Genomic DNA, 25,220 nt, shown 5'->3' with positions numbered 1-25,220 from the left:
CCGCGCGGGCCGGAGCCGGGAGCGCGGGGGCCTCGGTCGGACGTGCGGGGGCGCGACGGCGGGGGCCTCAGCGGGCCAGGCGGCCGAGGAGGGCGGAGGCCGCGGTGATGCCGAGCACGGTGGCCACGGTCAGGACGGCGAAGTCGAGCGGGAGGTGGGCGCGGGTGCCGATCAGCAGGCCGCGCAGGGCGTCGACCTGGTAACTGAGCGGGTTGGCCCGGCTGACCACCTGGAGCCAGCCCGGCATCAGGTCCACCGGGTAGAGGGCGTTGGAGCCGAAGAAGAGCGGCATGGTGATCGCCTGGCCGATGCCCATCAGGCGGTCCCGGGTGAGCACGATGCCGGCGATGGTCATCGAGAGGCAGGAGAAGAACGCCGAGCCGAGCAGCACGGCGACCACGACGCCGAGCAGCCGCAGCGGGTTCCAGGTCATCGCGACCCCCAGCAGGGCGGCGATCACCACCACGACGACGGCCTGGATCACCGCCTTCACCCCGGCGGCGAAGGCCTTGCCGGTCACCAGCGCGGCGCGCGGGGTGGGGGTGACCAGCAGCTTGGTGAGCACCCCGGAGTCCCGCTCCCAGATGATCATGATGCCGTAGAAGATCGCGATGAACATCGCGGACTGGGCGATGATCCCGGGGGCCAGGTAGTCCAGGTACGGGATGCCGCCGGTGGGGATGGCCTTGAGCCGGGTGAAGGTCTCCCCGAAGATCAGCAGCCACAGTGCGGGCTGCACGGCCCGGGTGTAGAGCTCCGTGCGGTCGTGCCGGAGCTTCTGCAGCTCGACGGTGCACATCGCCAGCGTCCGGGCGGGCACCAGCCGCCAGCCGGTGCGGGCGCGCGGGGGGACCAGCAACAGGCCGAGATCGGGACGGGCGACGGTCGCGGTGGCAGCGGCGGTGGCGGTGGCGGTGGCGGGGCCCGGAGGCTCAGCCGACGCGGGAGGCGGTGCGGCGGGTACGGCGGACATCGCTGAACTCTCCTCCCGGGGCCTCGCCGGGGGCCAGGTCGCGGCCCGCGAAGTGGCGGAACACGTCGTCCAGACTGGGGTCGGTGTGCTGCGGATCCTGCTCGCGGACCATGGTCTTCAGCTCCTCGGTGGTGCCGAGCGCGCGGATCCGGCCGCGGTCCATCAGGGCGATCCGGTCGCAGTACCGGTCGGCCTCGTCCATGTAGTGGGTGGTGACCAGCACGGTCATCCCGGTGGCCTGCCGGACCGCCTCGACGCACTCCCAGACGCCGGTGCGGGCGATCGGGTCCAGACCGATGGTGGGCTCGTCCATCACCAGCAGGCGCGGGGCGCTGACCAGGGCCTGGGCGAGCTCCAGCCGGCGGACCATGCCGCCGGAGTAGGTGCCTGCCATCCGGTCGGCCGCCTCGGCGAGGTCGACGGCGGCCAGCGCCTGGGCGACCCGCTCGCGGCGCTCGCCGTGCGACACGTCGAAGACGCGGGCGAACAGCGCGACGTTCTCCCGACCGGTCAGCCCGGCGTCCGCGGACAGCTGCTGCGGCACGTAGCCGAGCAGCCGGCGGACCTCCATCCGCTGCCGGGCGGGGTCGTGGCCGAAGACCCGCACCATGCCGGCACGGACCGGGAGCAGCGTGGTGATCGCCCGGATCGTGGTGGTCTTGCCCGCGCCGTTGGGGCCGAGCAGGCCGAACACCTCGCCGGTGCGCACGGTCAGGTCGACACCGTCGACGGCCTTGGTGCTGGTGCCCTTCCCGCGCCCGTGGTGGAAGGTGTACTCCAGGCCCTGGCAGACCACCGCCTCGTCGCCGCCGTTCTCCGGGAACGTCATCACTCCTCCTCCCCCGGCTCCCCCGGCTCCCCCGACTCATCCGGCTCATCCGGCCGGGTGCGCAGGCCCGTCGCCACGTCGCGCAGCGCGGGCAGTGCGGCGGCCAGGGCCGCCCGGGAGTCGGCGGGCAGCCCGGCCACCACCTCCCCCACCAGCGCGGTGCGCCGGGCCCGCCAGACCGCGAGGCGTTCGACCGCCTCGTCGGTGGCGTACAGCAGGGCGGCCCGGCGGTCGGCCGGGTCCACCTCGCGGCGCAGCAGCCGCAGCGCGACCAGCTGGTTGACCAGGGTGGAGACCGAGTTGCCGGCCAGGCACAGTTCCTCGGCCGCGTCGGAGACCCGCAGCCCGGGGGTGTCCGTCACCAGGCGGAGCAGTTCGATCTGCGCCCCGCGCAGCCGCGGCTCGGTGAGCCCCTGCCGCAGCTGGCGGCGGACCAGGCGCTGGATGCCGACCAGCAGGGCGGAGAGTTCGTCGGCCACGTCGGGGCCGGGGGTCGTCGGAAGGTCGACGGCCGGTGCGGGGGTGAGCGTTTCCGGTGTCGCACTCATACCTTCGATTTTAGCTCTCAGTGAGAGGTATCCGTCCAGAGGGCGGACGGGGCGAATCGTAGGACTGTCGGACGGGATGAACCGGAGGACTGCCGGGCGGAGCGGGGCTGTGCCAGGATCCCGGGTGACCGTGTACGGACACCCACCCGCCCTCACTGCCGAGGACCACCATGAGAAGACTCGCGCTCCGCGTGCTGCCCGTGGCAACGGCACTGTCCGCCTTGCTCGTTGTGCCGACGACCGCCCCGGCGGCCACCCCGGGCGCCGCCGCTCCGGCCGCCGCCTCCTCGACACCCACCTCCTCGTCCCCCGTCGACACCCCCGCTGCCGCCGCCCCGGTGCCGCTCACCGGCGCGCAGTTGGCGGCCTCCTGGACGGGACCGCTCAGCACCCGGGGGCGGTACGTCGTCGACGCGTCGGGCGACCGGTTCAAGTTGAAGTCCGGTAACTGGTCCGGCGCGCAGGGCACCTGGCAGGGCAGCGGTTCGACCACCGATCCGGCGAACAACCAGGCCGGCCAGGTCTCGTACAACCTGCCGCTCGGCCTCGACCGGGCGCCGCTGTCCGAGATCACGGCGGGCTTCCACAGCCTCGGACTGAACAGCGTCCGGCTGCCGTTCGCGGACGCGATGATCCGGGACACCGCCGCCGTCCCGGACGCCGCCGTCGCCGCCAACCCCGGGCTGCGCGGCAGCACCCCGCTCCAGGTGTACGACGCGGTGGTGGCGGCGCTCACCGCCGACGGGTTCGCGGTGATCCTCAACAACCACACCACCGGGTACCGGTTCTGCTGCGGCCTGGACGGCAACGAACGGTGGAACAGCGGCCAGTCCACGGAGACGTGGGAGCAGGACTGGCTGTTCATGGTGGACCGGTACCGGGCCAACAAGCGCGTGGTCGGCGCCGACCTGCGCAACGAGGTCCGCCGCGACACCTGGGACGACCCCAACTGGGGCCTGGGCGACGGCCACGACGCGTACGCCGCCTTCGAGGAGGCGGGCAACCGGATCCTCCGGTCCGCCCCCGACCTGCTGATCATCATGGAGGGCATCAACTGGCAGGGCGTCCCGCTGGCGGGCCTGCCGCACGGCCGCCCGATGCTCAAGCCGGTGGCCACGCTCTCCCACACCCTGATCGACTCGGGCAAGCTGGTCTACTCGGCGCACTTCTACGGGTACACCGGCTCGGCCAACACCGGCGCGGGCAGCGGGCCGGGCGCCACCGGCGACCCCCGCTACCAGGACCTGACGCCCGATCAACTGGCCGCCGTGGTCGACGAGGAGGCGCTCTTCGTCACCCGCGCCGGGCAGCACTTCACCGCTCCGGTCTGGATCAGCGAGTTCGGTGCGGGCGGGCGGGGCTCGACCGACGCCAAGGAGCAGGCCTGGTTCGACCGCTTCACCGCGATCCTGGCCGAGCACGACACCGACTTCGCCGTCTGGCCACTGGTCGGCTGGCACAACGACGGCGTGCCGCAGGACAGTTGGGCGCTGCTCCACTACGACCGGGCGGGTCGGCGGCTGAGCGTCGAGGACCCGGGCGACTGGCGCGCCGCGTACTGGAACCGGCTGGTCGCCGCCCCCGGGCACACCGGCCCGGTACCGGTATCCGCCCGCTGGAACCTGCTCGACCTCGACCACACCGACCAGAACACCTCCCGGCGGATGCTGGCCCTGCCCGACTGGAGCAGCGGCAACCGCAAGGGGAACTGCCCGGACGGCCAGCGCCTGATCGGCCTCGGCCGCGGGTCCGGCCGCGGCCTGTGCACCGACGCCGGGCAGCCCGCCGCCGGGGCGGACACCTGGACGACCGTCACGGACGAGCGCTACGTCACCGGCGGCGACTGGGCCTCGGGGTACAACAAACTCCAGTGCCCGGACGGCCGGTTCGCGGTCGGCTACAGCGTCCGCGCCGACGCGATGGCCGCCCTGCTCTGCGCCCCGGCCGCGGCCGCGCCGCCCGCCGCGGCCGACCGGGTGCTCTGGTTCGACCACGGCGACAACCGGCCCCCGGCCGCCACCGGCGCCGACTCGGCGGCCAGCGACTCGGCGGCCAGCGACTGGGCGCCCGGGGCCTACAAGGGGCAGTGCGCCTCGAACGAGTACGTCGCGGGGGTCGCCTTCACCTGGCGCTGGCTGCACGCCGGCGTCCCGGACGCGCTGCTCTGCCGCCCGCTGGCCTGACGGACCTGAGGCCTGGCCCGTCGGCCAGGCCTCAGCGGGGAGCGGTTCAGCCCAGCTCGGCCTGGGACTCCACGACCACGCCGTACAGGTCGCCGATCGTCGCCAGGGCGCTGCGGTGCAGCTGGGCGGCGGTCACCCGGGTGCCCGCCGAAAGGAGCGGGCGGGTCGCGCAGGCGTCGGCGACGACGGTCGGCCGGTTGCCGCGTAGGAAGGCGCCCGCGGTGGTGAAGGCCACGCACATGTGGGTCATGAAGCCGGCGACCACGACGTCCTGGTGGCCGGCCTCGTCGAGCAGGGCGCCCAGGTCGGTGCCGACGAAGGCGTCCGGGGCCTGCTTGACGACGACGCGCTCGCCCTCGGCCGGCGCCACGGCGGGGTGGATCCGCCCGATCTCGGCACGGACGTCGTACGGGGTGCCCGCGCCGCCGTCGTTGACCACGTGGATGACCGTGGTGCCCGCCGCACGTGCCCGGGCCAGCAGGGCCGCGGCCGCGTCGAGCGCCTCCCGCCAGCCCTCCAGCTCCATCACGCCGCGCACGTAGGTGTTCTGGTAGTCGATCAGGATCAGCGTGGACGCGGCGAGCGTGGCAGGCGTCTCGTCGAAGCCGTTCAGGGCGCGCAGGGTCGTCGTGGGCATGGGGGGACCACCTTCGGTTCGGTACACGGGTAAGGGCGGGCGGCGGCTGCGACGGCCGCGGCGGCCCGCCTCCGGAACGCTACGGCCGGCCACCGGAGGTCGGCAATGCCGTCTAACCTGCAGATTCCGACATCGAGAGAGCGTGAAGAGAGCGCAGGTGGGGCCGTGGGCGCCGTACAACGACTGATCGTCATCGTCCTGTTCGAGGGCGTCGACCTGCTCGACGTCACCGGACCGCCCGAGGTGTTCTCCCTCGTCCGGCGGGAGACCGACGACGCGACCGGCTACCGCGTCGTCCTCGCCGCCGCGACCACGGACCCGGTCACCACCGCCGCCGGCGTGCGGATCCTGCCCGACCTCACCTTCGACGAGGCCGCCGCGGGCGGCATCGACACCCTGCTGGTCCCCGGCGCCGTCGAGGTGGACGACCTGCGCCGGGTCCACCCGCTCACCGACCCGGCCGTGGTCGCCTGGGTGCGCACCCTCGCCGGGCGCTCGCGCCGGGTCGCCTCGGTCTGCGTCGGGGCGCACCTGCTCGCCGCCGCCGGGCTCCTCGACGGCAGGCGCGCCACCACCCACTGGTCGACCGCCGCGCAACTGGCCGCCGAGCACCCGCAGATCGAGGTGGACGCCGACCCGATCTTCATCCGCGAGGGCGACATCTGGACCGGCGCGGGCATCAGCGCCTGCCTCGACCTCTCCCTCGCCCTGGTCGCCGAGGACTTCGGCGAGGCGCTCGCGCTGAGGGTCGCCCGCCAGCTCGTGATGTACCTCAAACGCCCCAGCGGCCAGAGCCAGTTCAGCGTCCCGCTGGAGCCCGTCTCCACCACCCGGCGGGTCGAGGAGCTGCGCCACCACATCCTGCGCAACCTCACCGACCGGCTCACCGTCCCCGACCTCGCCGCCCACGCCCACGTCAGCGAACGGCAGTTGACCCGGATCTTCAAGACCGAACTGGGCACCACGCCCAGCGCCTACATCGAGTCGGCCCGGGTCGAACTCGCCCGCCACCAGCTCGAATCCACCGACGCCACGCTCGAACGCGTCGCCAGCGACTGCGGGTTCGGCACCACCGACACCCTGGTCCGCGCCTTCCGTCGCCGGCTCGACACCACCCCGACCGAGTACCGCCACCGCTTCCGCACCACCACGCCGGGCTGAGCGCCCCGCCGCTACGGCCTGTCCGGCAGCCGGACCGTGAACGCGGTGCGGCCCGGCCGGCTCGCCGCGTCCACCGTGCCGCCGTGCGCCCGGACCACCGCCCGCACGATCGACAGGCCGAGCCCCGTCGACCCGGTCGAGCGCGAGCGCGCGCGGTCCCCCCGGACGAACCGCTCGAACATCCGGTCCGCCAGCTCCGGCGCGATCCCCGGGCCGTCGTCGGCGACGGCCAGCCGTACCCCCTCCCCGGTCCGCTCCAGGCTCAGCTCGACCTCGGTGCCGGGCGGGGTGTGGGTCCGGGCGTTCGCCAGCAGGTTGACCACCACCTGGCTCAGCCGGTCCGGGTCCCCGCGCACCAGCACCGGCTCCTCGGGCAGCGCCAGCCGCCAGCGGTGCTCCGGCCCGGCCGCCCGGACGTCGGCCACCGCGTTCAACGCGATCCGGGTCAGGTCGACCTCCGCGTCGGCCAGCGGCCGGCCGGCGTCCAGCCGGGCGAGCAGCAGCAGGTCCTCGACGATCGCGCCCATCCGCACCGCCTCGGCGTCGATCCGCTCCAGCGAGTGCCGGACCGGCCCGGGCACCGCGCCCGGGTGGCGCAGCGCGAGTTCGGCGTGGCCCCGGACCGTCGCCACGGGGGTGCGCAGTTCGTGGCTGGCGTCGGCCGCGAACGCCCGCAGCCGCTCCTCCACCGCGTGCCGACGGGCCAGCGCGTCGCCCACGTGCCCGAGCATCCGGTTGAGCGCCGCACCGACCCGGCCGACCTCCGTCCGCGGGTCGTCGTCCGGCACCCGTTCGGCCAGCGTGACGGCGCCGCTGGCGAGCGGCAGCGCGGCGACCCGCTCGGCCGTGCCCACCACCCGCCGCAGCGGGCGCAGCGACCAGCCGACCCAGACCGCGCCGGCCGCCCCCGCCCCGGTGACGGCGATCGCGAACACGGTCAGCTCCAGGGTCGCCAGCCGGTCCACGGTGTCCTCGGCCGGGCGCAGCGGCAGTCCGCTGACCAGCACGTCGCCGTCCCGGCCGGCCACCGCGCGCACCCGGTAGTGGCCCTGTGCACGGCCCAGGTCGACACTGCGGGCCGACCCGCCGACCGGCAGGGCGGCGAGGGCCCGCTGCTCGGCCGGCGAGAACACCACCCGGTCGTCGGCGTTGGTGGGACCGTTGGCGTCGTCGGCGTCCCCGTCGACCACGCCCGCCGCGGTGACCCGGCCGTCCAGCAACCGGGCGCCCAGGGTGCCGGGGGTCTGCGCCCGGGTGTCGGTGCCGCCGCCCTGGCCGACGTGCTCCAGGCTGGCGGCGTAGCGCCCGCCGGCGTCGGCGAGCTGCTGGTCCAGGCGGTCCACCAGGAAGTGGCGCAGCGCCGCCGTGGTGGCGAGTCCGACCGCGGCGCAGGTCACCACCAGCAGCACCAGCAGGCCGGCGATCAACCGGGCCCGCAGCGTCCGCGGGACCAGCCGGGCGGCCCGGCGGCGTGCCCTGGTACCCGGCCGGTCGCTCGGCCGGCCGGTCACCGGGCCGCCGGTCACCGGGCCGCCTTGATCAGGTAGCCGGCGCCGCGCACCGTGTGGATCATCGGCGTCCGGCCCGCGTCCAGCTTCTTGCGCAGATAGCTGATGTACAGCTCGACGACGTGCGCCTGCCCGCCGAAGTCGTACGACCAGACGGCGTCCAGGATCTGCGCCTTGCTGAGCACCTGCCGCGGGTGGTGCATCAGGTGGGCGAGCAGCGCGTACTCGGTCGGGCTGAGGTCGACCACCTCGCCGCCGCGGGTGACCTCGCGGGCCCGCTCGTCGAGGACCAGATCGCCGAGGACCAGGGCGTGTGCGGGCGGTTGCCCCGCAGCCCCCGGCGGGGCGGCGCGGCGCAGCAGCCCGCGCAGCCGGACCACCACCTCGGCCAGGCTGAACGGCTTGGTCACGTAGTCGTCGCCGCCCGCCGCGATGCCCGCGATCCGGTCCTCGACGGCGTCCCGGGCGGTGAGGAAGAGCACCCGCACCTCGGGCCGCTCGGCGTGGATGCGGCGCAGCACCTCCATGCCGTCGAGGTCGGGGAGCATCATGTCGAGCACCACGGCGTCCGGGCGCCAGTCCGCCGCCGCCCGGACGGCGGCCAGGCCGGTGGTCTCGCCCAACGCCTGCCAGCCCTCGTAGCGGACCGCGCCGCAGACCACCTCCACCAGGTCCGGTTCGTCGTCGACGACGAGGACCCGCCAGTCCTGCCGGTCGGCGGCCAGGTCGGCGGTGTCGTCCATGGTGCTCCCTGCAGGTATGCGGTCGGCCACCGTCATTCTGGCCTACCGCGATGAGAAAGCGGTGAGACCGGGAGCCGCACGGAAGACCGGCTTCACCGGTCCTGACCTGCGAAGACGCCTCGGGAACGGCAGGGCCGGCGGCCCCGGTTCAGAGCCGGCTCAGAGGTTGCGGTGCGATCGTGGTGCGCCCCGGCGGTGCTCGCCCGCCGGGCCCGAAGGAGGATCCCCGATGGCCACCGCCGCCCCGCCGAGACCGGCCGCCCGCACCCACCGGGCGGCTCCGCGCCGCCCGGCCGCCGCCCGGCCGGCCGCGGTGCTGGGCCTGATCGCCGCCGGGGCGCTCGGCGTCCTCGCGCTGTGGTGGTCCGACACCCCGGCGGTCGCCGGCGCGGCCGGCTGGCTGACCGGGGCCGGCCGGATCACCGGCCTGCTCGCCGGGTACGCGGCGCCGGTGCTGCTCCTGTTGATGGCCCGGCTGCCGCCGGTGGAGCGCGGGGTCGGCGCCGACCGGCTGGCCCGCTGGCACGCGTTCGGCGGGCGCTGGCTGGTGGCCCTGGTGACGGTGCACGTGCTGTCGGTCGTCTGGGGGTACGCGCTGACGGACGGGCGCGGCCTGTTCGGCGAGGGCATGGAGATCGTCTTCCACTACCCCGAGATGCTCAAGGCCGCGCTGGGCACCCTGCTGATGCTGGGCACCGGCGCGGTCTCCGCCCGGGCCGCCCGGCGCCGCCTCTCGTACGAGGCCTGGTACTACCTGCACCTGGCCACCTACCTCGCGGTGGCGCTCGCCTTCGGCCACCAACTGGCCACCGGCGCCGACCTCGGCGGCGGCCCGGCCCGCGCCGCCTGGTACGCGCTCTACCTCGGCACCGCCGCCCTGCTGGGCTGGTACCGGCTCGCCCGGCCCTGGCTGCTCGACCGCCGGCACCGGCTGCGGGTCGCGGAGGTCCGCCCGGAGGGGCCGGGAGTGGTGTCGCTCTTCCTGACCGGTCGGCGGCTGGACGGACTCCGGGCCGAGCCGGGCCAGTTCTTCCGCCTCCAGTTCCAGGCGCCCGGCCTGCGGTGGGCCGCCAACCCGTACTCGCTGTCCGCACCGCCGCGGCCGGACTTCCTGCGCTTCACCGTCAAGGACCTCGGCGGGCACAGTGCCGCGGTGGCCGCGCTGCGCCCGGGCACCCCGGTGCGCGCGGAGGGCCCGTACGGGGCGTTCACCGGGCGGCTGCAACGGCGGCGGCAGGTGCTGCTGCTCGGGGCGGGGGTGGGGATCACCCCGCTGCGCGCGCTGTTCGAAACACTGCCGGGCGAGCTGACCCTGGTCCAGCGGGCCGGGCGCCCGGAGGACGTGCTGTTCCGGGCCGAGCTGGCGGAGGTCGCGCGGCGGCGGGGCGCCGCGGTGCACGAACTGGTCGGCCCGCGGGCGCGGATCGGCGACCTCGGCCGCGCGCTCGCCCGGCTCGTCCCCGACCTCGCCGAGCACGAGGTCTACCTGTGCGGGCCGGACGCGCTGGCCGAGGAGGCCGTCCGTTCGCTGCGGGCCGCCGGGGTGCGGGCGAGGCGCATCCACCGGGAGTCCTTCGACTTCTGAGCCCGCCGAACCTGCTGCACCCCTGCTGCACCCCTGCTGAAACCTGCTGAAACCTGCTGAAACCGCTGAACCCTCCGGACTCCGAGGAGCCCCGCCCATGCGCCGAGCCGTCGTCACCAGCGCCGCCACCGCGGCCGGAGTCGTCCTGCTGCTGTCCCTCAAACCGCACCAGGCCGCCGGTCCCGCGCCGGTGATCAGCTCCGGCACCGCAGGCTCGTCCGGCGGGACGGGCTCGTCCGGCACCGCGGGCTCGTCCGGCACCGCCGCCGGGGCCTCCGACGCCTCGCCCGCACCGTCGGGCTCGCCCACCGCACCCACCGCACCCGCCGGTGCTGCCGCCGGCGGCACCGGCGGCACCGGCGGCACCCGGAAGGTCACCGGCGACACCGTGAACACCCGCTACGGGCCGGTCCAGGTCGAGGTCACCCTCGCCGGCAGCCGGATCACCGCCGTCGCCGTCGTCAAGTACCCCACCGAGGACCGCCGGGACCGCGAGATCAACGGTTCCGCGCTGCCCCTGCTCAACCAGGAGGCGATAGCAGCGCAGAGCGCCGGCATCGACGTGGTCAGCGGCGCGACCTTCACCAGCGACGGATACGTCCGCTCCCTACAGAGCGCGCTCGACCGCGCCGGGCGGTGAGGCGCGGTGCTCCGGCACGCCGAACCCGTCATGGGCACCGTCTTCTCGATCGTCGTCCGCGATCCCGGCCCGGACGCGCCAGCCGTGCTCCGCCGGATCACCGACCGGCTGCACCGGATCGACGCGGTGTTCTCGCCCTACCGGCCGGACAGCGACATCAGCCGCCTCGACCGGGGCGAACTCGCCCTCGCCGACTGCGATCCGGAGGTCCGCACCGCCCTGGCGGCCTGCCGCGAGGTCGCCGCGCAGACCGACGGCTTCTTCACCGAACGGCCCGGCGGCCGGCTCGACCCGAGCGGCTGGGTCAAGGGCTGGGCGGTCGAGGAGGCGGCCGGGCTGCTGCGCGCCGCCGGGGCCCGGCAGTACTGCGTCAGCGGCGGCGGGGACGTGCAGACCGCCGGCGGGCCGTGGCGGATCGGGGTCGCCCACCCGCTGCGGCCGGGCGCGCTGGCCGCCGTCCTGGGCGGCGGCGACCTCGCGGTGGCCACCTCCGGCACCGCCGAACGCGGCGCGCACATCCTCGACCCGCACACCGGCCGGCCGGCGTTCGGCCTCGCCTCGCTGACCCTGGTCGGCGCCCCCGGCACCGGGATCGCCCGCACCGACGCCTGGGCCACCGCCGCCTTCGCGATGGGCCCCGACCGCGCGCTCGCCTGGGCCGCCCGGCGGCCCGGCGTCGAGGCCCTCGCCGTCCTGCCCGACGGGACCAAGCGCTGGACACCCGGCCTGCCCCGGCACCTCCCGCCCGCCGGCCCCGCCGACTGGCGGCCGGCCGCCCCGGCGGCCGAAGCAGGGCCATTCGCGCGCCAACTGGCTTTCGAACGGCGATAGTTCACTCCATCAGGTGAAGAACTCGATCATGACTCATCCGCCCCGACCCAGGTGGCCGATAGTGGGGAGACCGATCGGACGCAGACCATCCGGTTCCACCGGAGCGCGTGAACCCACGAAAACGCGCGACCCCACGGAAAGAGGTAGCGGCGCATGCTCACCGAGGCCACCCGGCGGATCGACCTCGTCTTCTCCCTGTTCGACGCCAACCGCAACGGCGTCATCGAGGCCGACGACTTCGACCTGATGACGGCCCGCGTGGTCGCGGCCGCCGCCGATTCGGACGCGGCCGCGAAGGCCGCGATCCGCGCCGCCTTCCAGCGCTACTGGACCACCCTGGCCGGCGAGTTGGACACCAACGGCGACGGCGTGATCAGCCGCGAGGAGTTCGGCGGCTTCGTCCTCTCGCCCGAGCGCTTCGGCCCCACCGCCGGCCAGTTCGCCGACGCCCTGGCCGCGCTCGGCGACCCGGACGGCGACGGCCTGATCGAGCGCCCCCTGTTCGTGGCGCTGATGACCGCGATCGGCTTCGAACACGCCAACATCCACGCCCTCTTCGACGCCTTCGGCCCCACCCCCGAGGACCGCATCACGGTGGCCGTCTGGGCCGACGGGATCCGCGACTACTACGCCCCGGACAAGGCAGGCATCCCCGGCGACCGGTTGGTGGGCCGCCCGGCCGCCTGAACCTCCCGAGGGCACGGACCCGTGGACCGGACCCGTGGACCGGACGCGTCAGCGACGGAGCACGGCGGAACCCCGTCCTCGCACTCGCCGTGGGCAGGGGAACGGGCGCGGGGCCCGCGACCGTCTTCGAACGGACCCTGCACCGGATCGCGGGCCTGCACGACACCGCCACCGGCACGAGCACCGGCACGGGCACAGGCACCGACGCCGCGCCGGCGGGCCGGCCGTGAGCGGCGCGACGAACCGGACCGCGCTGGTCGTCGTCGACCTGCGGTGCGGCGCCCGCGTCACCACCCCCACCCACGACCGATCCGCCGTCTGGTCGCGGCTTCCCGAAGTCTCCGAACACCAGGAGGGACCATGGCCACCGCCGCCCGCCCCCGTGCCGGCGTCGACGAGGGCGTCAGACTGACCGCCCTGATGGTCGCCGCCGCCCGCGCGATCGAGACCCACCGCCCCGACGCGCTCGCCCGGGACGCCTACGCCGAGCACTTCGTCCGCGCCGCCCGGCCTTCCGCGCACTGGCCGGTCCACCCCCGGGACGTCCCGGACGGCGAGGCCGACCCGCTCTGGGGGCGGCTCGGCCGCTACTTCGCCCTGCGGACCAGGGCGTTGGACGACCAGCTGCTGTGGTCCGCCCACCTGGGCGTCCGCCAGGTGGTCCTGCTCGGCGCCGCCCTGGACACCCGGGCCTTCCGGCTGGACTGGCCCGCCGGCCTGGCCGTCTTCGAGGTCGACCGGCCCGAGGTCCTCGCGTTCAAGCAGCACGTCCTCGACCAGGTCGACGCCCGGCCGACGGCGCGCCGCGTACCGGTGGCCGCCGACCCGCGCCTCGACTGGGCCGACGCCCTCACCGCGGCCGGCTTCCAGCCCGCCGAACCGACCGCCTGGCTCGCCGAGGGCCTGCTGCTCTACCTGCCCGCCGCCGCCGAACAGCGGCTCGCGGCCGGCGTCGACCAGCTCAGCGCCGCCGGCAGCACCTTGGCGTACGAGGCCAAGCTCGGTCCGGAGTCCGCGGCGGTCCGCGACAATCCCGTCTACACCTCCGCCCGCGAGCGGATCGGCGTCGACCTGCTCGCCCTGTTCGACGCCGATCCCCGACCCGACACCACCGCCGACCTCACCGCGCGCGGCTGGTCCACCACCGTCCACACCCCGTTCGAGTTCACCCGCCACTACGGCCGCGGCCCCCGGCCCGAACCGGACGACGCCCTCGCCGCCAACCGCTGGGTCTTCGCCACCCGGTGACGCCCCCGCTCCCGGCGGACACGCCGGGGACACGCCCTAGACTTCCGCCATGCTCAAAGCCGACCGTACCGCCCGGATCCTCACGCACATCACCGAGGCGGGCAGCGCCGATGTGCACGAGCTGGCCGGCCTCCTCCAGGTGTCACCGGCCACCGTCCGCCGGGACTTGCAGGAACTGCACGACCAGGGCCTGCTGCACCGCACCCGTGGCGGGGCGGTCACCGGTGCCGTCAACCTCGAACTGCCGCTGCGTCACAAGCACGGGACGCGGCAGGCGGAGAAGCGACGGATCGCCCTGGCGGCCGACCGGCTGGTCCCCGACGGCGCCGTGGTGGGCCTGACGGGCGGCACGACGACGAGCGAGCTGGCCCGGGTGCTGGCCGAGCGCGGCGGGATCACCATCGTGACCAACGCGGTCAACATCGCGGCGGACCTCATCGTCCGGCCGGAGGTCCGCCTGGTGGTGGTCGGCGGCCTGGCCCGGACCACGAGTTACGAGCTGGTGGGGCCGGCCGCCGACCGGATGCTCGCCCAGTACCACCTGGACCTCGCGTTCATCGGGGTGGACGGCCTGACGCCGCAGGAGGGCTGCACGACGCACGACGAGATGGAGGCCCAGACCGACCGCGCGTTCCTGCACGCCAGTGCGCGTTCGGTGGTCCTGGCGGACAGCACCAAGATCGGCCGGGTGACCTTCGCCAAGATCTGCCCGCTCGCCGAGGTGCACGACCTCGTCACCGACGACGAGGCCACCGCGGCGCAGGAGAAGGCGATCGCCGCCTGCGGCGTGCGGGTCGCGCGCGTCTGACCTGTTCACGCGGGGTGCCCGGCCGGGGAGAACCGGCCGGGCCTTCTGTTGCGCCGTCAGTTGTCATGCAACGGTCCGATAACGACATCCGGACGACACCTCGACCCCGCCGGTCCGCCTCGTGAATACTGCCCGACGCGACACGCTCTTTCGAATCTGCTCAGAACAAGCGTTCTTCAAGCAATTGGGATCAAGCGGCGTACGAAGGCGGTAACTGCGGTGAACACACGTGTACGCGCCCTCTGGGCGGTCTGCGCCGCCGGCGCACTCGCCCTCACGGCATGCGGCGGCAGCAGTGGCGGCGGGTCCTCCCCGAACGGCGCCGTGACGCTCAAACTCGTCGCCGCCGACTACGGCGAGAAGGAGTCCAACAGCTCGAAGACCTACTGGAACGGCATCGCCACCGCGTTCACCGCGGCCAACCCCGGCATCAAGGTCGACGTCCAGGTGATGAACTGGAACGACATCGACAAGCAGGTCAAGACGATGATCCAGAGCGGCAACGTCCCCGATGTCCTGCAGACCGGGGGCTACGCCGACAAGGTCGCCGACGACCTCCTCTACAAGGCCGAGGACGTGCTGTCCGCCGAGACCCGGGCCGACCTGATCCCGAGCTTCGCCGAGGCCGGCCGGGTCGACGGCGTGCAGTACGGCATCCCGTTCGTCTCCTCCGCCCGCGCCCTCTTCTACAACAAGGCCGTCTTCCAGCAGGCCGGCATCACCCGACCGCCCGCCACCTGGGACGACGTGCGCCAGGACGCCGAACTGATCAAGGCCAAGGTGCCCGGGGTCACCCCGTACGCGCTGCCGCTCGGCCCGGAGGAGGCCCAGGGCGAGAGCATGATCTGGGAGCTCGGCAACGGCGGCGGCCCCACCGCCAAGGACGGCACGTACGCCATCGACAGCCCGGCCAACATCGACACCTTCCGCTGGCTCAAGGCCAACCTCGTCGACCCCGGCCTGACCTACGCCAACCCGGCGACCACCGACCGCAAGACCGCCTTCGCCGACTTCGCCGCGGGCAAGGCCGCCATGGCCGACGGCCACCCGTCGCTGATCCAGATGGCCAAGGACGGCAAGGTCGACTACGGCGTCGCGCCCGTCCCCGGCCGGACGGGCCCGCTCGCGTCCACCCTCGGCGTCGCGGACTGGACGATGGCCTTCAAGAAGAACGGCCACCGCGACCAGATCAGGAAGTTCCTCGACTTCGCGTACGCCAAGGACAACACGCTCACGTTCGACGAGACCTACAACCTGATGCCGGTCACCCAGGACACCCTCCGCGAGATGACCGCCAGCGGCAAGCACAAGGACCTCGAACCGTTCTTCGCCCTCCTGCCGAACGCTGCCTTCTACCCGCTCGGCAACACCAGTTGGGACGCGGTCTCGGCCGAACTCAAGAAGAGCATCGGCACCGCCGTCGCCGGCGACCCGGCCAAGGTGCTCGGCGATCTGCAGAAGAAGGCCCGGGACGCCGTCGCGAACAAGTAGGGCACGCCCGCCCTGGCCCGCGCCCCGTCCGAAAGGCACCGCCGTGTCCCTCGACTCCCCCACCCCCCAAGCCTCCAGGCCCGGCCGGCGCGCACGGGCGGGCTCCGGCCCCGGCCGGCTCGGACCGCTGCCGTGGATCGCCCCGGCCGTCCTGCTGATCCTGGCCGTCGTCCTGTGGCCCGTCTACGAGATGGTCCGCACCTCGTTCCTGCGCATCAGCACCAGCGGATTCGTCCGCGGCACCGCCGGGCTGGACAAGTACCGCAAGCTCCTCGGCGAGGCCGACCTCGGCCGCGTGCTGCTCTCGACGGCGGTCTGGACGGTGGCCGTCGTCGGCCTGACGATGGCGCTCTCGCTCGGCCTGGCCCAGCTGTTCAACCAGCGGTTCCCGGGGCGCAGGTTCGCCCGCTGGGCCCTGATCGCCCCCTGGGCCGCGTCCGTCCTGATGACCGCCATCGGCTTCCGGTGGATGCTCGACCGGACGGCCGGCGTGCTCAACACCGCGCTGACCGACCTCGGCCTGGTCGACGGGCCCCGGGACTGGCTCGGCGACCCCTCGACCGCCTGGCCCTGGATGGTCCTCGTCGCCGTCTTCGTCTCGCTGCCGTTCACCACCTACACCCTGCTCGCCGGCCTCCAGACCGTCCCCGGCGAACTGTACGAGGCGGCCCGGGTGGACGGCGCCTCCCCGTGGCAGGCCTACCGGAGGATCACCCTGCCGCTGCTGCGCCCGGCCTTCCTGGTCGGCCTCGTCATCAATCTGATCAACGTCTTCAACTCCTTCCCCGTCATCTGGGGCATGACCCAGGGCGGCCCGGGCAGCGCCACGGCCACCAGCACGGTGTTCATGTACCAGCTGAAGAACACCGACATCGGCGAGTCCGCGGCCATGTCGGTGGTCAACTTCGCCCTGGTGGTGCTGATGGTGCTGGTCTTCCTCAAGGTCGGCCGCTGGAACGGGGAGGAGCGGTGACGGCCCGCCCGCCCACACGCCGGATCCGGGCGCAGACCCGGCCGCGGATCCGGCCGCGCACCCTGGTCATGGCGGCGGCGGCCTGGCTGCTGGCGGCGGTCTTCCTGCTCCCGTACCTGGAGATGGCCGTCACCGCGCTGCGCCCCGCCGACGAACTGCGCGACGCGGGCTACCTGCCGCACCACCCCGCCTGGTCCAACTTCGTCGACGTCTGGCGCGAGTCGACGCTCGGCGCCAACCTGAAGGTCACCCTGCTGGTCGCCGGCGGCTCCACCGTGCTGGCGCTGCTGGTCGCGCTGCCCGCCGCGTACTGCACCGCGCGGTTCAGGTACCGGGGCCGCAGGCTCTTCCTGCTGCTCGTCCTGGTCACCCAGATGTTCCAGCCGACCTCGCTGCTGGTGGGCCTCTACCGCGAGTTCTACCAGCTGGACATGCTCAACTCGGTCTGGACGCTGATCCTCTGCAACGCCGCCTTCAACCTGGCCTTCGCCGTCTGGATCCTCACCGCCTACATCGGCTCCATCCCGGTCGAGTTGGAGGAGGCCGCCCTGCTCGACGGCCTCGGCCGGCTCGGGGCGCTGCGCCGGGTGGTGCTGCCGCTGGCGCTGCCCGGCGTGGTCACCGCGGTGATCTTCACCTTCATCTCCGCCTGGAACGAGTTCGTGATGGGCCTGACCCTGTCGACGGCCCCGGAGAGCCAGCCGCTGACCGTCGGCATCAACGGCTTCATCGGCAACTACACCGTGGAGTGGAACTACCTGTTCGCCGGATCGGTCGTCGCGATCGTGCCGGTCGTGGTGCTGTTCGCCGTCATCGAGCGCCACGTGGTCTCCGGGCTGACCGCCGGATCGGTCAAGTAGCCCGCGCCGTCCGGTGACCCGCGCCGTCCGCCCCCCTTCCGAAGGAGTCGCATGACCTCCACCACGCCCTCCCACACCGCCACCGAGATCGCCTCGCAGCCCGAGTGCTGGCACCGGGCCGCCGAATCCCTGCCCCGGCACGCCCCCGCGCTGCCCCACCGGGGCGAGCGGGTCGCCGTCGTCGGCTGCGGCACGTCCTGGTACATGGCCCAGGCCTACGCGGCGCTGCGCGAGGGCGGCGGCCACGGGGTGACGGACGCGTTCGCCGCCTCCGAGTTCCCGCCCGGGCGCGGCTACGACCGGATCCTGGCCATCTCCCGCTCCGGCACCACCACCGAGGTGCTGGACCTGCTCGGCCGGGCCCGCGCGGCCGGGGTGCCCACCTCCGCGGTCACCGCCGATCCCGCCACGCCGGTGATGGCGGTGGCCGACACCGTGGCGGTGCTGGAGTTCGCCGACGAGCGGTCCGTGGTGCAGACCCGCTTCGCCACCACCGCGCTCGCCCTGCTCCGGGCGCACCTGGAGGCCGAGGGCGCGCTGCCGGACGGGGTCCGCCCGCTGGCCCGGGCGGTCGAGGACGCCGAACGGGCCGTCGCGGCGCCGCTGGCCGCCGAGGTGCGCGGCGCCGAGCAGGTCACCTTCCTCGGCCGCGGCTGGACGTACGGGCTGGCGCTGGAGGCCGGGCTGAAGATGCGTGAGGCCGCGGGCGCCTGGACCGAGGCGTACCCGGCGATGGAGTACCGGCACGGACCGATCAGCATCACCGCGCCGGGCCGGGTGGCCTGGATGTTCGGCCCGCTGCCCGCCGGGCTGACCGAGGAGATCGCCCGGGCCGGCGGCCTGCTGGTCGCCGAATCCGGCGACGCCGCAGCCGACCTGGACCCGCTGGCCGACCTCGTCCGGGCCCAGCGGCTGGCCGTCGCGGTCGCCTGGTCGCGCGGCTGCGACCCGGACCGGCCGCGCCACCTGACCCGGTCCGTGGTCCTGCCCGACCGCCCTGCGTGAGCCCGAGGGCGTCAAGAACGGCACTTCCATTGACATGTACCGGTAATCGCTGTGAATGTTGCTTGTATTCCCCCATGTTCAAGCAGCTTCGCGCAGTCAGTGAACATCTCTTGCTCATCCGACGGGAGAACACACCGTGCGCTTGGTACGACATCGCCTCCGCCGGGCCGCCCTCACCGTGGCCCTCACCAGCATCGCCGCCGTGGCCGGGCCCGCCCTTCCGGCCCGCGCCGCCGCCCCCGGCTCCGCCGTCCTCGACGGCAGCCACCAGAGCACCACCTGGCAGAGCCCCACCTACGCCAAGGGCACGCTCGGCGGCGCCGCCTCCTGCCCGTCCGCCGCGCAGGACCCAGACGGCACGGTCTGCGGCCGCTTCGACCTGACCGTCGATGTCCCCGCCGGCTACTGGGACGACAACCCCGAGGGCGGCGTCCCGCTCTCGATCCAGTGGCAGAACCCCACCGACGACTTCGACCTCTACATCTACGGCGCCGACGGCAAGGAGGTCGCCGAGAGCGCGGGCACCGCCGACCCCGAGGCCACCGTCATCCCGAAGGCCTCGGGCACCTACCACGTCCTGGTCGTCCCGTACGACGTGCACGGCGGCTCCTTCACCGGCCGCGCCTACCTGCCGCAGACCGCCGACGCGGGAGACCTCACCTCCTTCTCCGGCGGCCAGGGCAGCTACGACATCGCCGCGGGCACCCTCAAGGCCAAGGTCGACTTCCTCGCCGACGACCAACTGCGCCTGCGGGCCGCCCCGGACGGCGTGCTCACCGACCCGGCCGGCAGCACCATCATCCGCAAGCAGCCCGAACTCCAGCGCAACACCGGCACGTTCGACGCCGGCGACTACTACGGCATCCGCGCCAAGGACCTGGTGCTGCGGGTCTACAAGCACCCCCTGCGGTTCGGCCTGTACAAGGCCGACGACCGCACCGCCGTCTGGCAGGAGGACGCCCCGCTGCGCTGGTCCACCGGCGGGCTGCGGCAGAGCCTGGTCCGCGGCGCCGACGAGCAGTTCTTCGGCGGCGGCGAGCAGAACGGCAGCTTCTCCCACCGGGACCAGACCGTCCACGTCGCCAACAGCACCAACTGGAACGAGGGCGGCTACAACAACTCGCAGCCGTTCTACGTCTCCACCGCCGGCTACGGCGTCTTCCGCAACACCTTCGCGCCGGGGATCTACGACTTCGGCTCGCCGGTGCGCACCGGGCAGCAGGAACGACGCCTGGACGCCTACTACTTCACCGGCGACGTCAAGTCGGTGATCGGCGCGTACACCTCGCTGGTCGGCAAGCCCTTCATGCCGCCCGTCTACGGCCTGGAACCCGGCGACTCCGACTGCTACCTGCACAACGCCAACCGCGGCGAACGCCACACCACGGATTCGCTCAAGGTCGCCGACGGCTACGTGCAGAACCAGATGCCGCTCGGCTGGATGCTCGTCAACGACGGCTACGGCTGCGGCTACGAGAACCTCGCCCAGACCGGCGAGGGCCTGCGCAAGGACCACGCCCAGCTCGGACTCTGGACCCAGAACGGCCTGCCCGACCAGGCCGCCGAGGTCAAGGCCGGCGTCCGGGTGCGCAAGCTCGACGTCGCCTGGGTCGGCAACGGCTACGACTTCGCGCTGAACGCCTGCGACCAGGCCAAGGCCGGCATCGAGGACGGCAGCGACGCCCGCGGGCTCGTCTGGCTGCCCGTCTCCTGGGCCGGCGCCCAGCGCTGCGGCGTCCTGTGGAGCGGCGACCAGAGCCTGTCCTGGGACTACATCCGCTGGCAGATCCCCACCTACGCCGGCGCCACCATGTCCGGCATCGCCTACAACACCGGCGACGTCGGCTCCATCTACCGCCGCGACCCGAAGATGTACACCCGCGACCTCCAGTGGAAGTCCTTCCTCCCGGCCATCATGACCATGGACGGCTGGGCCAAGGACATGGCCGGCAAGGAGCAGCGCGACCAGCAGCCGTGGCTGGACGGCGAGCCGTACACCTCGATCAACCGCAAGTACCTGCAGCTGAAGGAGCGGCTGCTGCCGTACATGTACACCCTGTCGGCGGAGGCCACCAGGACGGGCATCGGCGCGGTGCGCCCGCTCGCCCTGGAGTACCCGGACGACCCGGCGGCCCTCGGTCCGAACGCCACGTACGAGTTCCTGGCCGGGCCGGACTTCCTCGTCGCGCCGGTCTACTCGGACACCGCGGTGCGCGACGGCATCTACCTGCCCAAGGGCACCTGGACCGACTACTGGACGGGGCGCACCTACCAGGGCCCGACCACGATCAACGGCTACTCCGCGCCGCTCGACACCCTGCCGCTGTTCGTCAAGGGCGGCTCGATCGTGCCGATGTGGCCCAAGGGCACGCTGTCCTGGGAGAACCGGGACCGCGGCGAACTCGACTACGACCTCTACCCGCAGGGCGACTCCTCCTACACCCTCTACGAGGACGACGGCGTCACCCGCGGCTTCACCGCCGGCGCCTCGGCCACCCAGCGGGTGGACGTCCGCGCCCACGGCCCGGTCACCGTCGTCAAGGTCGGTGCCAGCGTGGGGAGTTACACCGGCAAGCCGGCCACCCGGGGGTACCGCTTCGCCGTGCACGGCAAGCCCGCCCCGCGCCTGGTCGTCACCGGCTCCGGCCCGCTGCCCCGGCTGGACTCGGCGGCGGCGCTCGACTCGGCCGCCTCCGGCTGGTTCTACGACGCCGCGACCGGGGTCACGGAGATCAGGACGCCCGCCGTCTCCACCGACCACGGCTTCTCCGTCGAACTGATCCACGGCGCCCGCTGACCGGTCGGACGCCCGCAGGCCCCCTCGCAGCGGTTCGCGAGGGGGCCTGCGGGCGTCCGGGGCCTGCGGGCGTCCGGGGCCCGCCGTGTTCGGGCATTCCCCGGCCGCGACGCCGCCCGGGCCGCCCTCGCAACCCCGGTCCCGCCGGAGTGCTAACCCCGTTCGGTGCCGGCCTCGGCGGTGGTCTTCAGGTCGTGCAGCCACCCGTCGAGGCCCTGGCGCAGGATCGCGGTCGCGGTGGGGACGTCCGCGTCGACCTGGGGACCGGTGTGGGTCTCCTCGGTGCTCACCCGGACGCCGCCCCTGACCTCGGTGAAGTTCCACACGTGGACGCCATCGATGTGCAGCCCCTCGGCGACGGCGGGGCCGGTCCAGCGGATGCAGGACTCCCGCTTGAGCTGCTGGACGGTCGAGGTGATCTCCAGGCTGGTGGCGGTGGTCGCGGGGTTGGGCGGGAGCGGGGTCGTCCACCGGAACGCCGAACCCGGGCGGAGACGGCCGTGGTCGAGGCGCTCCGCGCTCGCGACCGGGCCCTGCCAGGACGGCCAGCGCTCCACGTCGGTCTGCAGCTTCCAGATGGTGTGCAGCGGCGCGTGGATCACGGTCTCGGTGCGGTAGCGGACCAGGGCGTCGGGGTCGACGCCCTGGCCCCGGCAGGTCAGGGACGCACCGGGGTGCGAGGTGGCGGCCCCGGCGGGCGCGGACGCCGTGCCGAGGAGGCTGACGACGAGCGGGACGGCGAACAGGGCGGCGCGGACGCCGGTGCTGCGGATGCCGGACATGGGTTCCCCTTGGTCAGTTGGCGGGCGGGCGTTGCCCGTCGAACCGCGCACGCGGCTGCGGCGGCCCCGCACCCGATAGATGCTTGCGCGTTCGTTAGAAGTTATAACGCGAATCCGCGTGAGAGGTCAACAAGTTTCGTGACACCTTCTCACCAACCCGGGGGCGCGCGGCGGACCCTCCCGACACCTCCCAGGGCACCCAAATTCTCCTTATGGAACGGAATGTGTCGAACCCGGGACCCTCGGTGACCAGCGCCCCCGCCCGCAGTCGGCGCGTCGGCACGCCAGCGCGCCACCGGCTCATAAGTCCCGCTTGGCAAGGGGTCTATGAACCGTCGTTGGACGTGGCGGCGCGGTCGGCTCGATGTTGGCCGCATGAAGTCTCCCGCTGCGTCCGACGCGGCCACCGAGAACCACCGCAGGGCCCCGCGCGAGATCGCCGTGGTGGGCACGGGAGCCGCCGGCACCCTCACGGCGCTGCGCCTGCTCCACCACGCGGCCGCCGGGCGGCCCGCACCGGCCCGGATCTGGCTCATCGGCCCCGGGCCCGCCGGCCCGGGACTGGCGTTCGGCACCGACGCGCCGCACCACCTGCTGAACGTCCCGGCCGGCCGGATGAGCGCCCACCGGGACGACCCCGGCCACTTCGTGCGCTGGCTCGGCGACCGCGGCGGCGAGCACGACTTCGTCCCCCGGCGCCTCTTCGGCCAGTACCTCGCCGAGAGCCTGGCGGCGGCGGGCGAGCGCGGAGGCACCCCCGACCTGGTCCGGGTGCCCGACCGCGTCGTCGCCATCACCCACCGGCCGCAGGAGACCGGCCCGCCGCTGAACCCGCCGCTGCGCCTGTGGCTGAACGGCGGGCGGCCGCTCGACGTCGACGCCGCGGTGCTGGCCCTGGGCAACTTCGCGCCCGGCCAGGCCTGGGCACCGGCGGCACTGCGCGACTCCGGGAGGTTCCTGGCCGACCCCTGGGCACCGGGCGCCCTGGCGGCGGTCCCCGAGGACCGCGACGTCCTGCTCGTCGGCACCGGTCTGACCATGGTCGACATGGCGCTCAGCCTGCACCGGCCCGGGCGCGTCGTCCACGCCCTGTCCCGGCACGGCCTGGTCCCCCGACCGCACGCCACCACCCCGCGCGCCGCCCCGGCCGCCCCGGCCGCCCCGGAGCTCGACGCCCGCTCGGGGCTGCCCGGGCTGCGCCGGGCGGTGCTGCACCAGATCGCCCGCTGCCGTCGTGTCCACGGCGACTGGCGGGCCGGCATCGACAGCCTCCGCCCCGTCACCAGCGCCCTGTGGCAGCAGCTCTCACCCGCCGACCAGGCCCAACTGCTGGCCCAGGACCTCCGGCGCTGGGAGACCCACCGCCACCGGATCCCGCCGGTCAGCGCCGAGGCCCTGCGCACCGCCGTCGACGCGGGCCTGGTCAGCATCGGCCGGGGCACCGTGGCCGATGCCAAGACCACCGCGGACGGCCCCGGCGAGGTCGTCGAAGTCCGACTGGACGACGGCCGTGGGCTGCGGGTCGGGGCGGTGCTGAACTGCACCGGCTCCGAGGCCGAACTCACCCGGATCGACGACCCGCTGATCACCGACCTGCTCACCACCGGCCTCGGCTCCCCCGCCCCCGGGGGGGGGGGGGGGGGCCCCCCCCCCCCCCGCCCGGGGCGCCCCCCCCGCCGCCCGGGGCCCGCCCCCCCGGGGGCGGCGGGGGCGGGGGGGGCCGGGCCCCCGCGGGGGGCCCCCCCCCCCCCCCCCCCCCCCCCCCCCCCCCCACCCCCCCCCCCCCCCCCCCCGCCGCCCCCCCCCCCCCCCCGGGGGGGGGGCCCCCCCCCCCCCCCCCCCCCGCCCGGCTGCTCCCCACCGGCGGCCGGGCGCCGGCCCCGCTGTGGACGCTGGGATCGCTGCGGCGCGGCAACCTGCTGGAGACGACCGCCATCCCGGAGATCCGCTGCCAGGCCGACGACCTCGCCCTGCTGCTGGGCCGCACCGCGGTGGGGGCGCCGCACGCGCCGGCACCGGCCCGCTGAGCGGGCGGGCCGGACCGGTCCTGTCCGGACCGGTCATACCCGTCCGGGCCTGGTCAGGCCGGGCCGGTCGTGGTCAGGCCGGGCCGGTCGTGGAGATCGCCACCAGCAGCGCCACCGAGCCGTCGTCCCCGACGACATCGCGCAGGTGCCGGAAGCCCAACCGTCTACACAGCGCCAGGCTCGGGGAGTTCTCCGCACCCACCATGCCGTAGACCTCCTTGAGCCCCAACTCGTCGGCGGCGTACCGGATCAGGCCGTGGATCACCTCGGTGCCCAGGCCCCGGCCCCAGAACTCCGGGGCGAGGGCGGTGACCAGTTCGTGGCCGTCGACGTTCCCGGTTCTCTTCACCTCCGCGTGGCCCGCGTACGTCCCGTCCAGCCACAGGCCCCACACGTCGAAGAGCTGCCGGGGGTACACGTCGGTCAGGATCGCGCGGAACAGCGCGCGGATCTGCGGCTCGGGCACCAGGTCCTGGCCCATCCAGCCGCACACGTCAGCGTTCCGGAGGAGCGAGACGAAGCCGTCCTCGTCCTCGGCCCGGTAGGGGATGAACTCCAGGTGCGCGGTGCGCAGCGAAGGGGTCACGGTGAGCTCCTCGGGGGGGGTGGGCGTGGGACGGACGTGCCGTGGTCGGACGGGGCCGGTCGCTGGACGCGCGACCGGCGGCCCCGTCCTACGGCCGGTCAGGATCCGGCGTTCTCCATGCGCTCGCGCAGGCTCCGCGGCCGCATGTCGGTCCACACCTCGTCGACGTAGGCGGTGCACTCCGCCTCGGTGCCCTCCTGGCCGACGGGCTGCCAGCCGGCGGGCACGTCGATGTCGACCGGCCAGAGGGAGTACTGCTCCTCGTCGTTGCGCAGCACCTGGTAGCGGGTGTTCTCGTCCATGACGTGCTCCTTCGTC

22 protein-coding genes and 1 pseudogene are annotated in these 25,220 nt (G+C 74.2%); 14 read left to right on the top strand and 9 right to left on the bottom strand.

The features are described 5' to 3' along the window. Window positions 1-67 precede the first annotated feature (67 nt). The 3 genes from ACIPLC_RS10190 to ACIPLC_RS10180 are packed head-to-tail and all read right to left on the bottom strand — an operon-like array spanning window position 68 to window position 2,350. Entirely contained in the window at window positions 68-973 is a 906-nt protein-coding gene (locus ACIPLC_RS10190; RefSeq protein WP_400472499.1) for an ABC transporter permease, read from the bottom strand. After that, window positions 933-1,802 (bottom strand): ABC transporter ATP-binding protein, encoded by an 870-nt coding sequence (locus ACIPLC_RS10185; RefSeq protein WP_400472498.1) that lies wholly within the window; start codon window positions 1,800-1,802, stop codon window positions 933-935. Before ACIPLC_RS10185 ends, ACIPLC_RS10190 begins: the two co-directional genes overlap by 41 nt. Continuing rightward, window positions 1,802-2,350, bottom strand: a complete 549-nt coding sequence (locus ACIPLC_RS10180) for a MarR family winged helix-turn-helix transcriptional regulator (RefSeq protein WP_400472497.1) — start codon at window positions 2,348-2,350, stop codon at window positions 1,802-1,804. Before ACIPLC_RS10180 ends, ACIPLC_RS10185 begins: the two co-directional genes overlap by 1 nt. Window positions 2,351-2,520: 170 nt before the next feature. On the opposite strand from ACIPLC_RS10180, the gene ACIPLC_RS10175 reads away from it, so the two are divergent. Then, a complete protein-coding gene (locus ACIPLC_RS10175; RefSeq protein ID WP_400472496.1) occupies window positions 2,521-4,533 on the top strand; it encodes a glycoside hydrolase family 5 protein in 2,013 nt (670 codons plus the stop codon). 46 nt (window positions 4,534-4,579) lie between these two features. Here ACIPLC_RS10175 and ACIPLC_RS10170 read toward each other — a convergent pair whose 3' ends face one another. Beyond that, window positions 4,580-5,170, bottom strand: coding sequence for an isochorismatase family protein (locus tag ACIPLC_RS10170; protein ID WP_400472495.1), 591 nt, complete (start codon window positions 5,168-5,170; stop codon window positions 4,580-4,582). Between the two features lie 165 nt (window positions 5,171-5,335). On the opposite strand from ACIPLC_RS10170, the gene ACIPLC_RS10165 reads away from it, so the two are divergent. Continuing rightward, window positions 5,336-6,331, top strand: a complete 996-nt coding sequence (locus ACIPLC_RS10165; RefSeq protein WP_400472494.1) for a GlxA family transcriptional regulator — start codon at window positions 5,336-5,338, stop codon at window positions 6,329-6,331. Between the two features lie 11 nt (window positions 6,332-6,342). Here ACIPLC_RS10165 and ACIPLC_RS10160 read toward each other — a convergent pair whose 3' ends face one another. Together ACIPLC_RS10160 and ACIPLC_RS10155 are read right to left on the bottom strand one after the other, a co-directional pair. Further along, a complete protein-coding gene (locus tag ACIPLC_RS10160; protein WP_400472493.1) occupies window positions 6,343-7,857 on the bottom strand; it encodes a sensor histidine kinase in 1,515 nt (504 codons plus the stop codon). Next, window positions 7,854-8,582: a response regulator transcription factor gene (locus tag ACIPLC_RS10155; RefSeq protein ID WP_400472492.1), complete on the bottom strand. Its 729-nt coding sequence runs from the start codon at window positions 8,580-8,582 to the stop codon at window positions 7,854-7,856. Before ACIPLC_RS10155 ends, ACIPLC_RS10160 begins: the two co-directional genes overlap by 4 nt. Before the next feature lie 229 nt (window positions 8,583-8,811). Here ACIPLC_RS10155 and ACIPLC_RS10150 point away from each other — a divergent pair, with 229 nt between their 5' ends. The 11 genes from ACIPLC_RS10150 to ACIPLC_RS10100 all read left to right on the top strand — a co-directional run bounded on the left by ACIPLC_RS10150 (window position 8,812) and on the right by ACIPLC_RS10100 (window position 21,507). Further along, window positions 8,812-10,167, top strand: coding sequence for a ferric reductase-like transmembrane domain-containing protein (locus tag ACIPLC_RS10150; RefSeq protein ID WP_400472491.1), 1,356 nt, complete (start codon window positions 8,812-8,814; stop codon window positions 10,165-10,167). A 97-nt stretch (window positions 10,168-10,264) separates the two neighbouring features. Next, window positions 10,265-10,807 carry an FMN-binding protein gene (locus tag ACIPLC_RS10145; RefSeq protein WP_400472490.1) on the top strand — a complete coding sequence of 181 codons (543 nt, stop codon included), beginning with the start codon at window positions 10,265-10,267 and terminating at the stop codon, window positions 10,805-10,807. Between the two features lie 30 nt (window positions 10,808-10,837). Then, a complete protein-coding gene (locus tag ACIPLC_RS10140) occupies window positions 10,838-11,638 on the top strand; it encodes an FAD:protein FMN transferase (RefSeq protein ID WP_400472686.1) in 801 nt (266 codons plus the stop codon). Window positions 11,639-11,791: 153 nt separating this feature from the next. Then, window positions 11,792-12,325, top strand: a complete 534-nt coding sequence (locus ACIPLC_RS10135) for an EF-hand domain-containing protein (protein ID WP_400472489.1) — start codon at window positions 11,792-11,794, stop codon at window positions 12,323-12,325. Between the two features lie 360 nt (window positions 12,326-12,685). Further along, on the top strand, window positions 12,686-13,573 hold the full coding sequence (locus tag ACIPLC_RS10130) for an SAM-dependent methyltransferase (RefSeq protein WP_400472488.1): 888 nt from the start codon (window positions 12,686-12,688) through the stop codon (window positions 13,571-13,573). Between the two features lie 49 nt (window positions 13,574-13,622). Then, a complete protein-coding gene (locus tag ACIPLC_RS10125; RefSeq protein ID WP_400472487.1) occupies window positions 13,623-14,381 on the top strand; it encodes a DeoR/GlpR family DNA-binding transcription regulator in 759 nt (252 codons plus the stop codon). A gap of 219 nt (window positions 14,382-14,600) precedes the next feature. Next, the gene (locus tag ACIPLC_RS10120) at window positions 14,601-15,872 is read left to right on the top strand and encodes an extracellular solute-binding protein (protein WP_400472486.1); all 1,272 of its coding nucleotides are present in this window, start codon (window positions 14,601-14,603) and stop codon (window positions 15,870-15,872) included. Window positions 15,873-15,915: 43 nt separating this feature from the next. Continuing rightward, window positions 15,916-16,845, top strand: coding sequence for a carbohydrate ABC transporter permease (locus tag ACIPLC_RS10115; protein ID WP_400472485.1), 930 nt, complete (start codon window positions 15,916-15,918; stop codon window positions 16,843-16,845). Then, window positions 16,842-17,705: a carbohydrate ABC transporter permease gene (locus ACIPLC_RS10110; RefSeq protein ID WP_400472484.1), complete on the top strand. Its 864-nt coding sequence runs from the start codon at window positions 16,842-16,844 to the stop codon at window positions 17,703-17,705. The genes ACIPLC_RS10115 and ACIPLC_RS10110 overlap by 4 nt, the downstream gene beginning before the upstream one ends. A gap of 51 nt (window positions 17,706-17,756) precedes the next feature. Beyond that, complete coding sequence (locus tag ACIPLC_RS10105; RefSeq protein WP_400472483.1) at window positions 17,757-18,710, top strand: SIS domain-containing protein; 954 nt, start codon at window positions 17,757-17,759, stop codon at window positions 18,708-18,710. 136 nt (window positions 18,711-18,846) lie between these two features. Beyond that, window positions 18,847-21,507 carry a TIM-barrel domain-containing protein gene (locus ACIPLC_RS10100; RefSeq protein WP_400472482.1) on the top strand — a complete coding sequence of 887 codons (2,661 nt, stop codon included), beginning with the start codon at window positions 18,847-18,849 and terminating at the stop codon, window positions 21,505-21,507. A 152-nt stretch (window positions 21,508-21,659) separates the two neighbouring features. Here the strand turns inward: ACIPLC_RS10100 and ACIPLC_RS10095 are convergent, their stop codons facing one another. Beyond that, window positions 21,660-22,289, bottom strand: a complete 630-nt coding sequence (locus ACIPLC_RS10095) for an SRPBCC family protein (protein ID WP_400472481.1) — start codon at window positions 22,287-22,289, stop codon at window positions 21,660-21,662. Between the two features lie 327 nt (window positions 22,290-22,616). On the opposite strand from ACIPLC_RS10095, the pseudogene ACIPLC_RS10090 reads away from it, so the two are divergent. Next, window positions 22,617-23,132, top strand: a pseudogene (locus ACIPLC_RS10090) (FAD/NAD(P)-binding protein); the annotation flags it as partial. A gap of 1,257 nt (window positions 23,133-24,389) precedes the next feature. On the opposite strand, the gene ACIPLC_RS10085 reads toward ACIPLC_RS10090, so the two are convergent. Both ACIPLC_RS10085 and ACIPLC_RS10080 read right to left on the bottom strand, forming a co-directional pair. Beyond that, window positions 24,390-24,902, bottom strand: coding sequence for a GNAT family N-acetyltransferase (locus tag ACIPLC_RS10085; protein WP_400472480.1), 513 nt, complete (start codon window positions 24,900-24,902; stop codon window positions 24,390-24,392). Window positions 24,903-25,000: 98 nt separating this feature from the next. Next, window positions 25,001-25,204, bottom strand: coding sequence for an MbtH family protein (locus tag ACIPLC_RS10080; RefSeq protein ID WP_400472479.1), 204 nt, complete (start codon window positions 25,202-25,204; stop codon window positions 25,001-25,003). Window positions 25,205-25,220 lie beyond the last annotated feature (16 nt).

The organism is Kitasatospora sp. NPDC086801, assembly GCF_044745805.1.
GTDB lineage: Bacteria > Actinomycetota > Actinomycetes > Streptomycetales > Streptomycetaceae > Kitasatospora.
This window is presented reverse-complemented; position numbering and strand designations above follow the sequence as displayed.

Excerpts from the sequence above, each read along its gene's own strand:
- ACIPLC_RS10170 (WP_400472495.1), bottom strand. The coding sequence starts at position 5,170 with ATGCCCACGACGACCCTGCGCGCCCTGAACGGCTTCGACGAGACGCCT.
- ACIPLC_RS10180 (WP_400472497.1), bottom strand. The coding sequence starts at position 2,350 with ATGAGTGCGACACCGGAAACGCTCACCCCCGCACCGGCCGTCGACCTT.
- ACIPLC_RS10135 (WP_400472489.1), top strand. The coding sequence starts at position 11,792 with ATGCTCACCGAGGCCACCCGGCGGATCGACCTCGTCTTCTCCCTGTTC.
- ACIPLC_RS10190 (WP_400472499.1), bottom strand. The coding sequence starts at position 973 with ATGTCCGCCGTACCCGCCGCACCGCCTCCCGCGTCGGCTGAGCCTCCG.
- ACIPLC_RS10155 (WP_400472492.1), bottom strand. The coding sequence starts at position 8,582 with ATGGACGACACCGCCGACCTGGCCGCCGACCGGCAGGACTGGCGGGTC.
- ACIPLC_RS10125 (WP_400472487.1), top strand. The coding sequence starts at position 13,623 with ATGCTCAAAGCCGACCGTACCGCCCGGATCCTCACGCACATCACCGAG.
- ACIPLC_RS10130 (WP_400472488.1), top strand. The coding sequence starts at position 12,686 with ATGGCCACCGCCGCCCGCCCCCGTGCCGGCGTCGACGAGGGCGTCAGA.
- ACIPLC_RS10095 (WP_400472481.1), bottom strand. The coding sequence starts at position 22,289 with ATGTCCGGCATCCGCAGCACCGGCGTCCGCGCCGCCCTGTTCGCCGTC.
- ACIPLC_RS10185 (WP_400472498.1), bottom strand. The coding sequence starts at position 1,802 with ATGACGTTCCCGGAGAACGGCGGCGACGAGGCGGTGGTCTGCCAGGGC.
- ACIPLC_RS10150 (WP_400472491.1), top strand. The coding sequence starts at position 8,812 with ATGGCCACCGCCGCCCCGCCGAGACCGGCCGCCCGCACCCACCGGGCG.
- ACIPLC_RS10080 (WP_400472479.1), bottom strand. The coding sequence starts at position 25,204 with ATGGACGAGAACACCCGCTACCAGGTGCTGCGCAACGACGAGGAGCAG.
- ACIPLC_RS10175 (WP_400472496.1), top strand. The coding sequence starts at position 2,521 with ATGAGAAGACTCGCGCTCCGCGTGCTGCCCGTGGCAACGGCACTGTCC.
- ACIPLC_RS10145 (WP_400472490.1), top strand. The coding sequence starts at position 10,265 with ATGCGCCGAGCCGTCGTCACCAGCGCCGCCACCGCGGCCGGAGTCGTC.
- ACIPLC_RS10105 (WP_400472483.1), top strand. The coding sequence starts at position 17,757 with ATGACCTCCACCACGCCCTCCCACACCGCCACCGAGATCGCCTCGCAG.
- ACIPLC_RS10140 (WP_400472686.1), top strand. The coding sequence starts at position 10,838 with ATGGGCACCGTCTTCTCGATCGTCGTCCGCGATCCCGGCCCGGACGCG.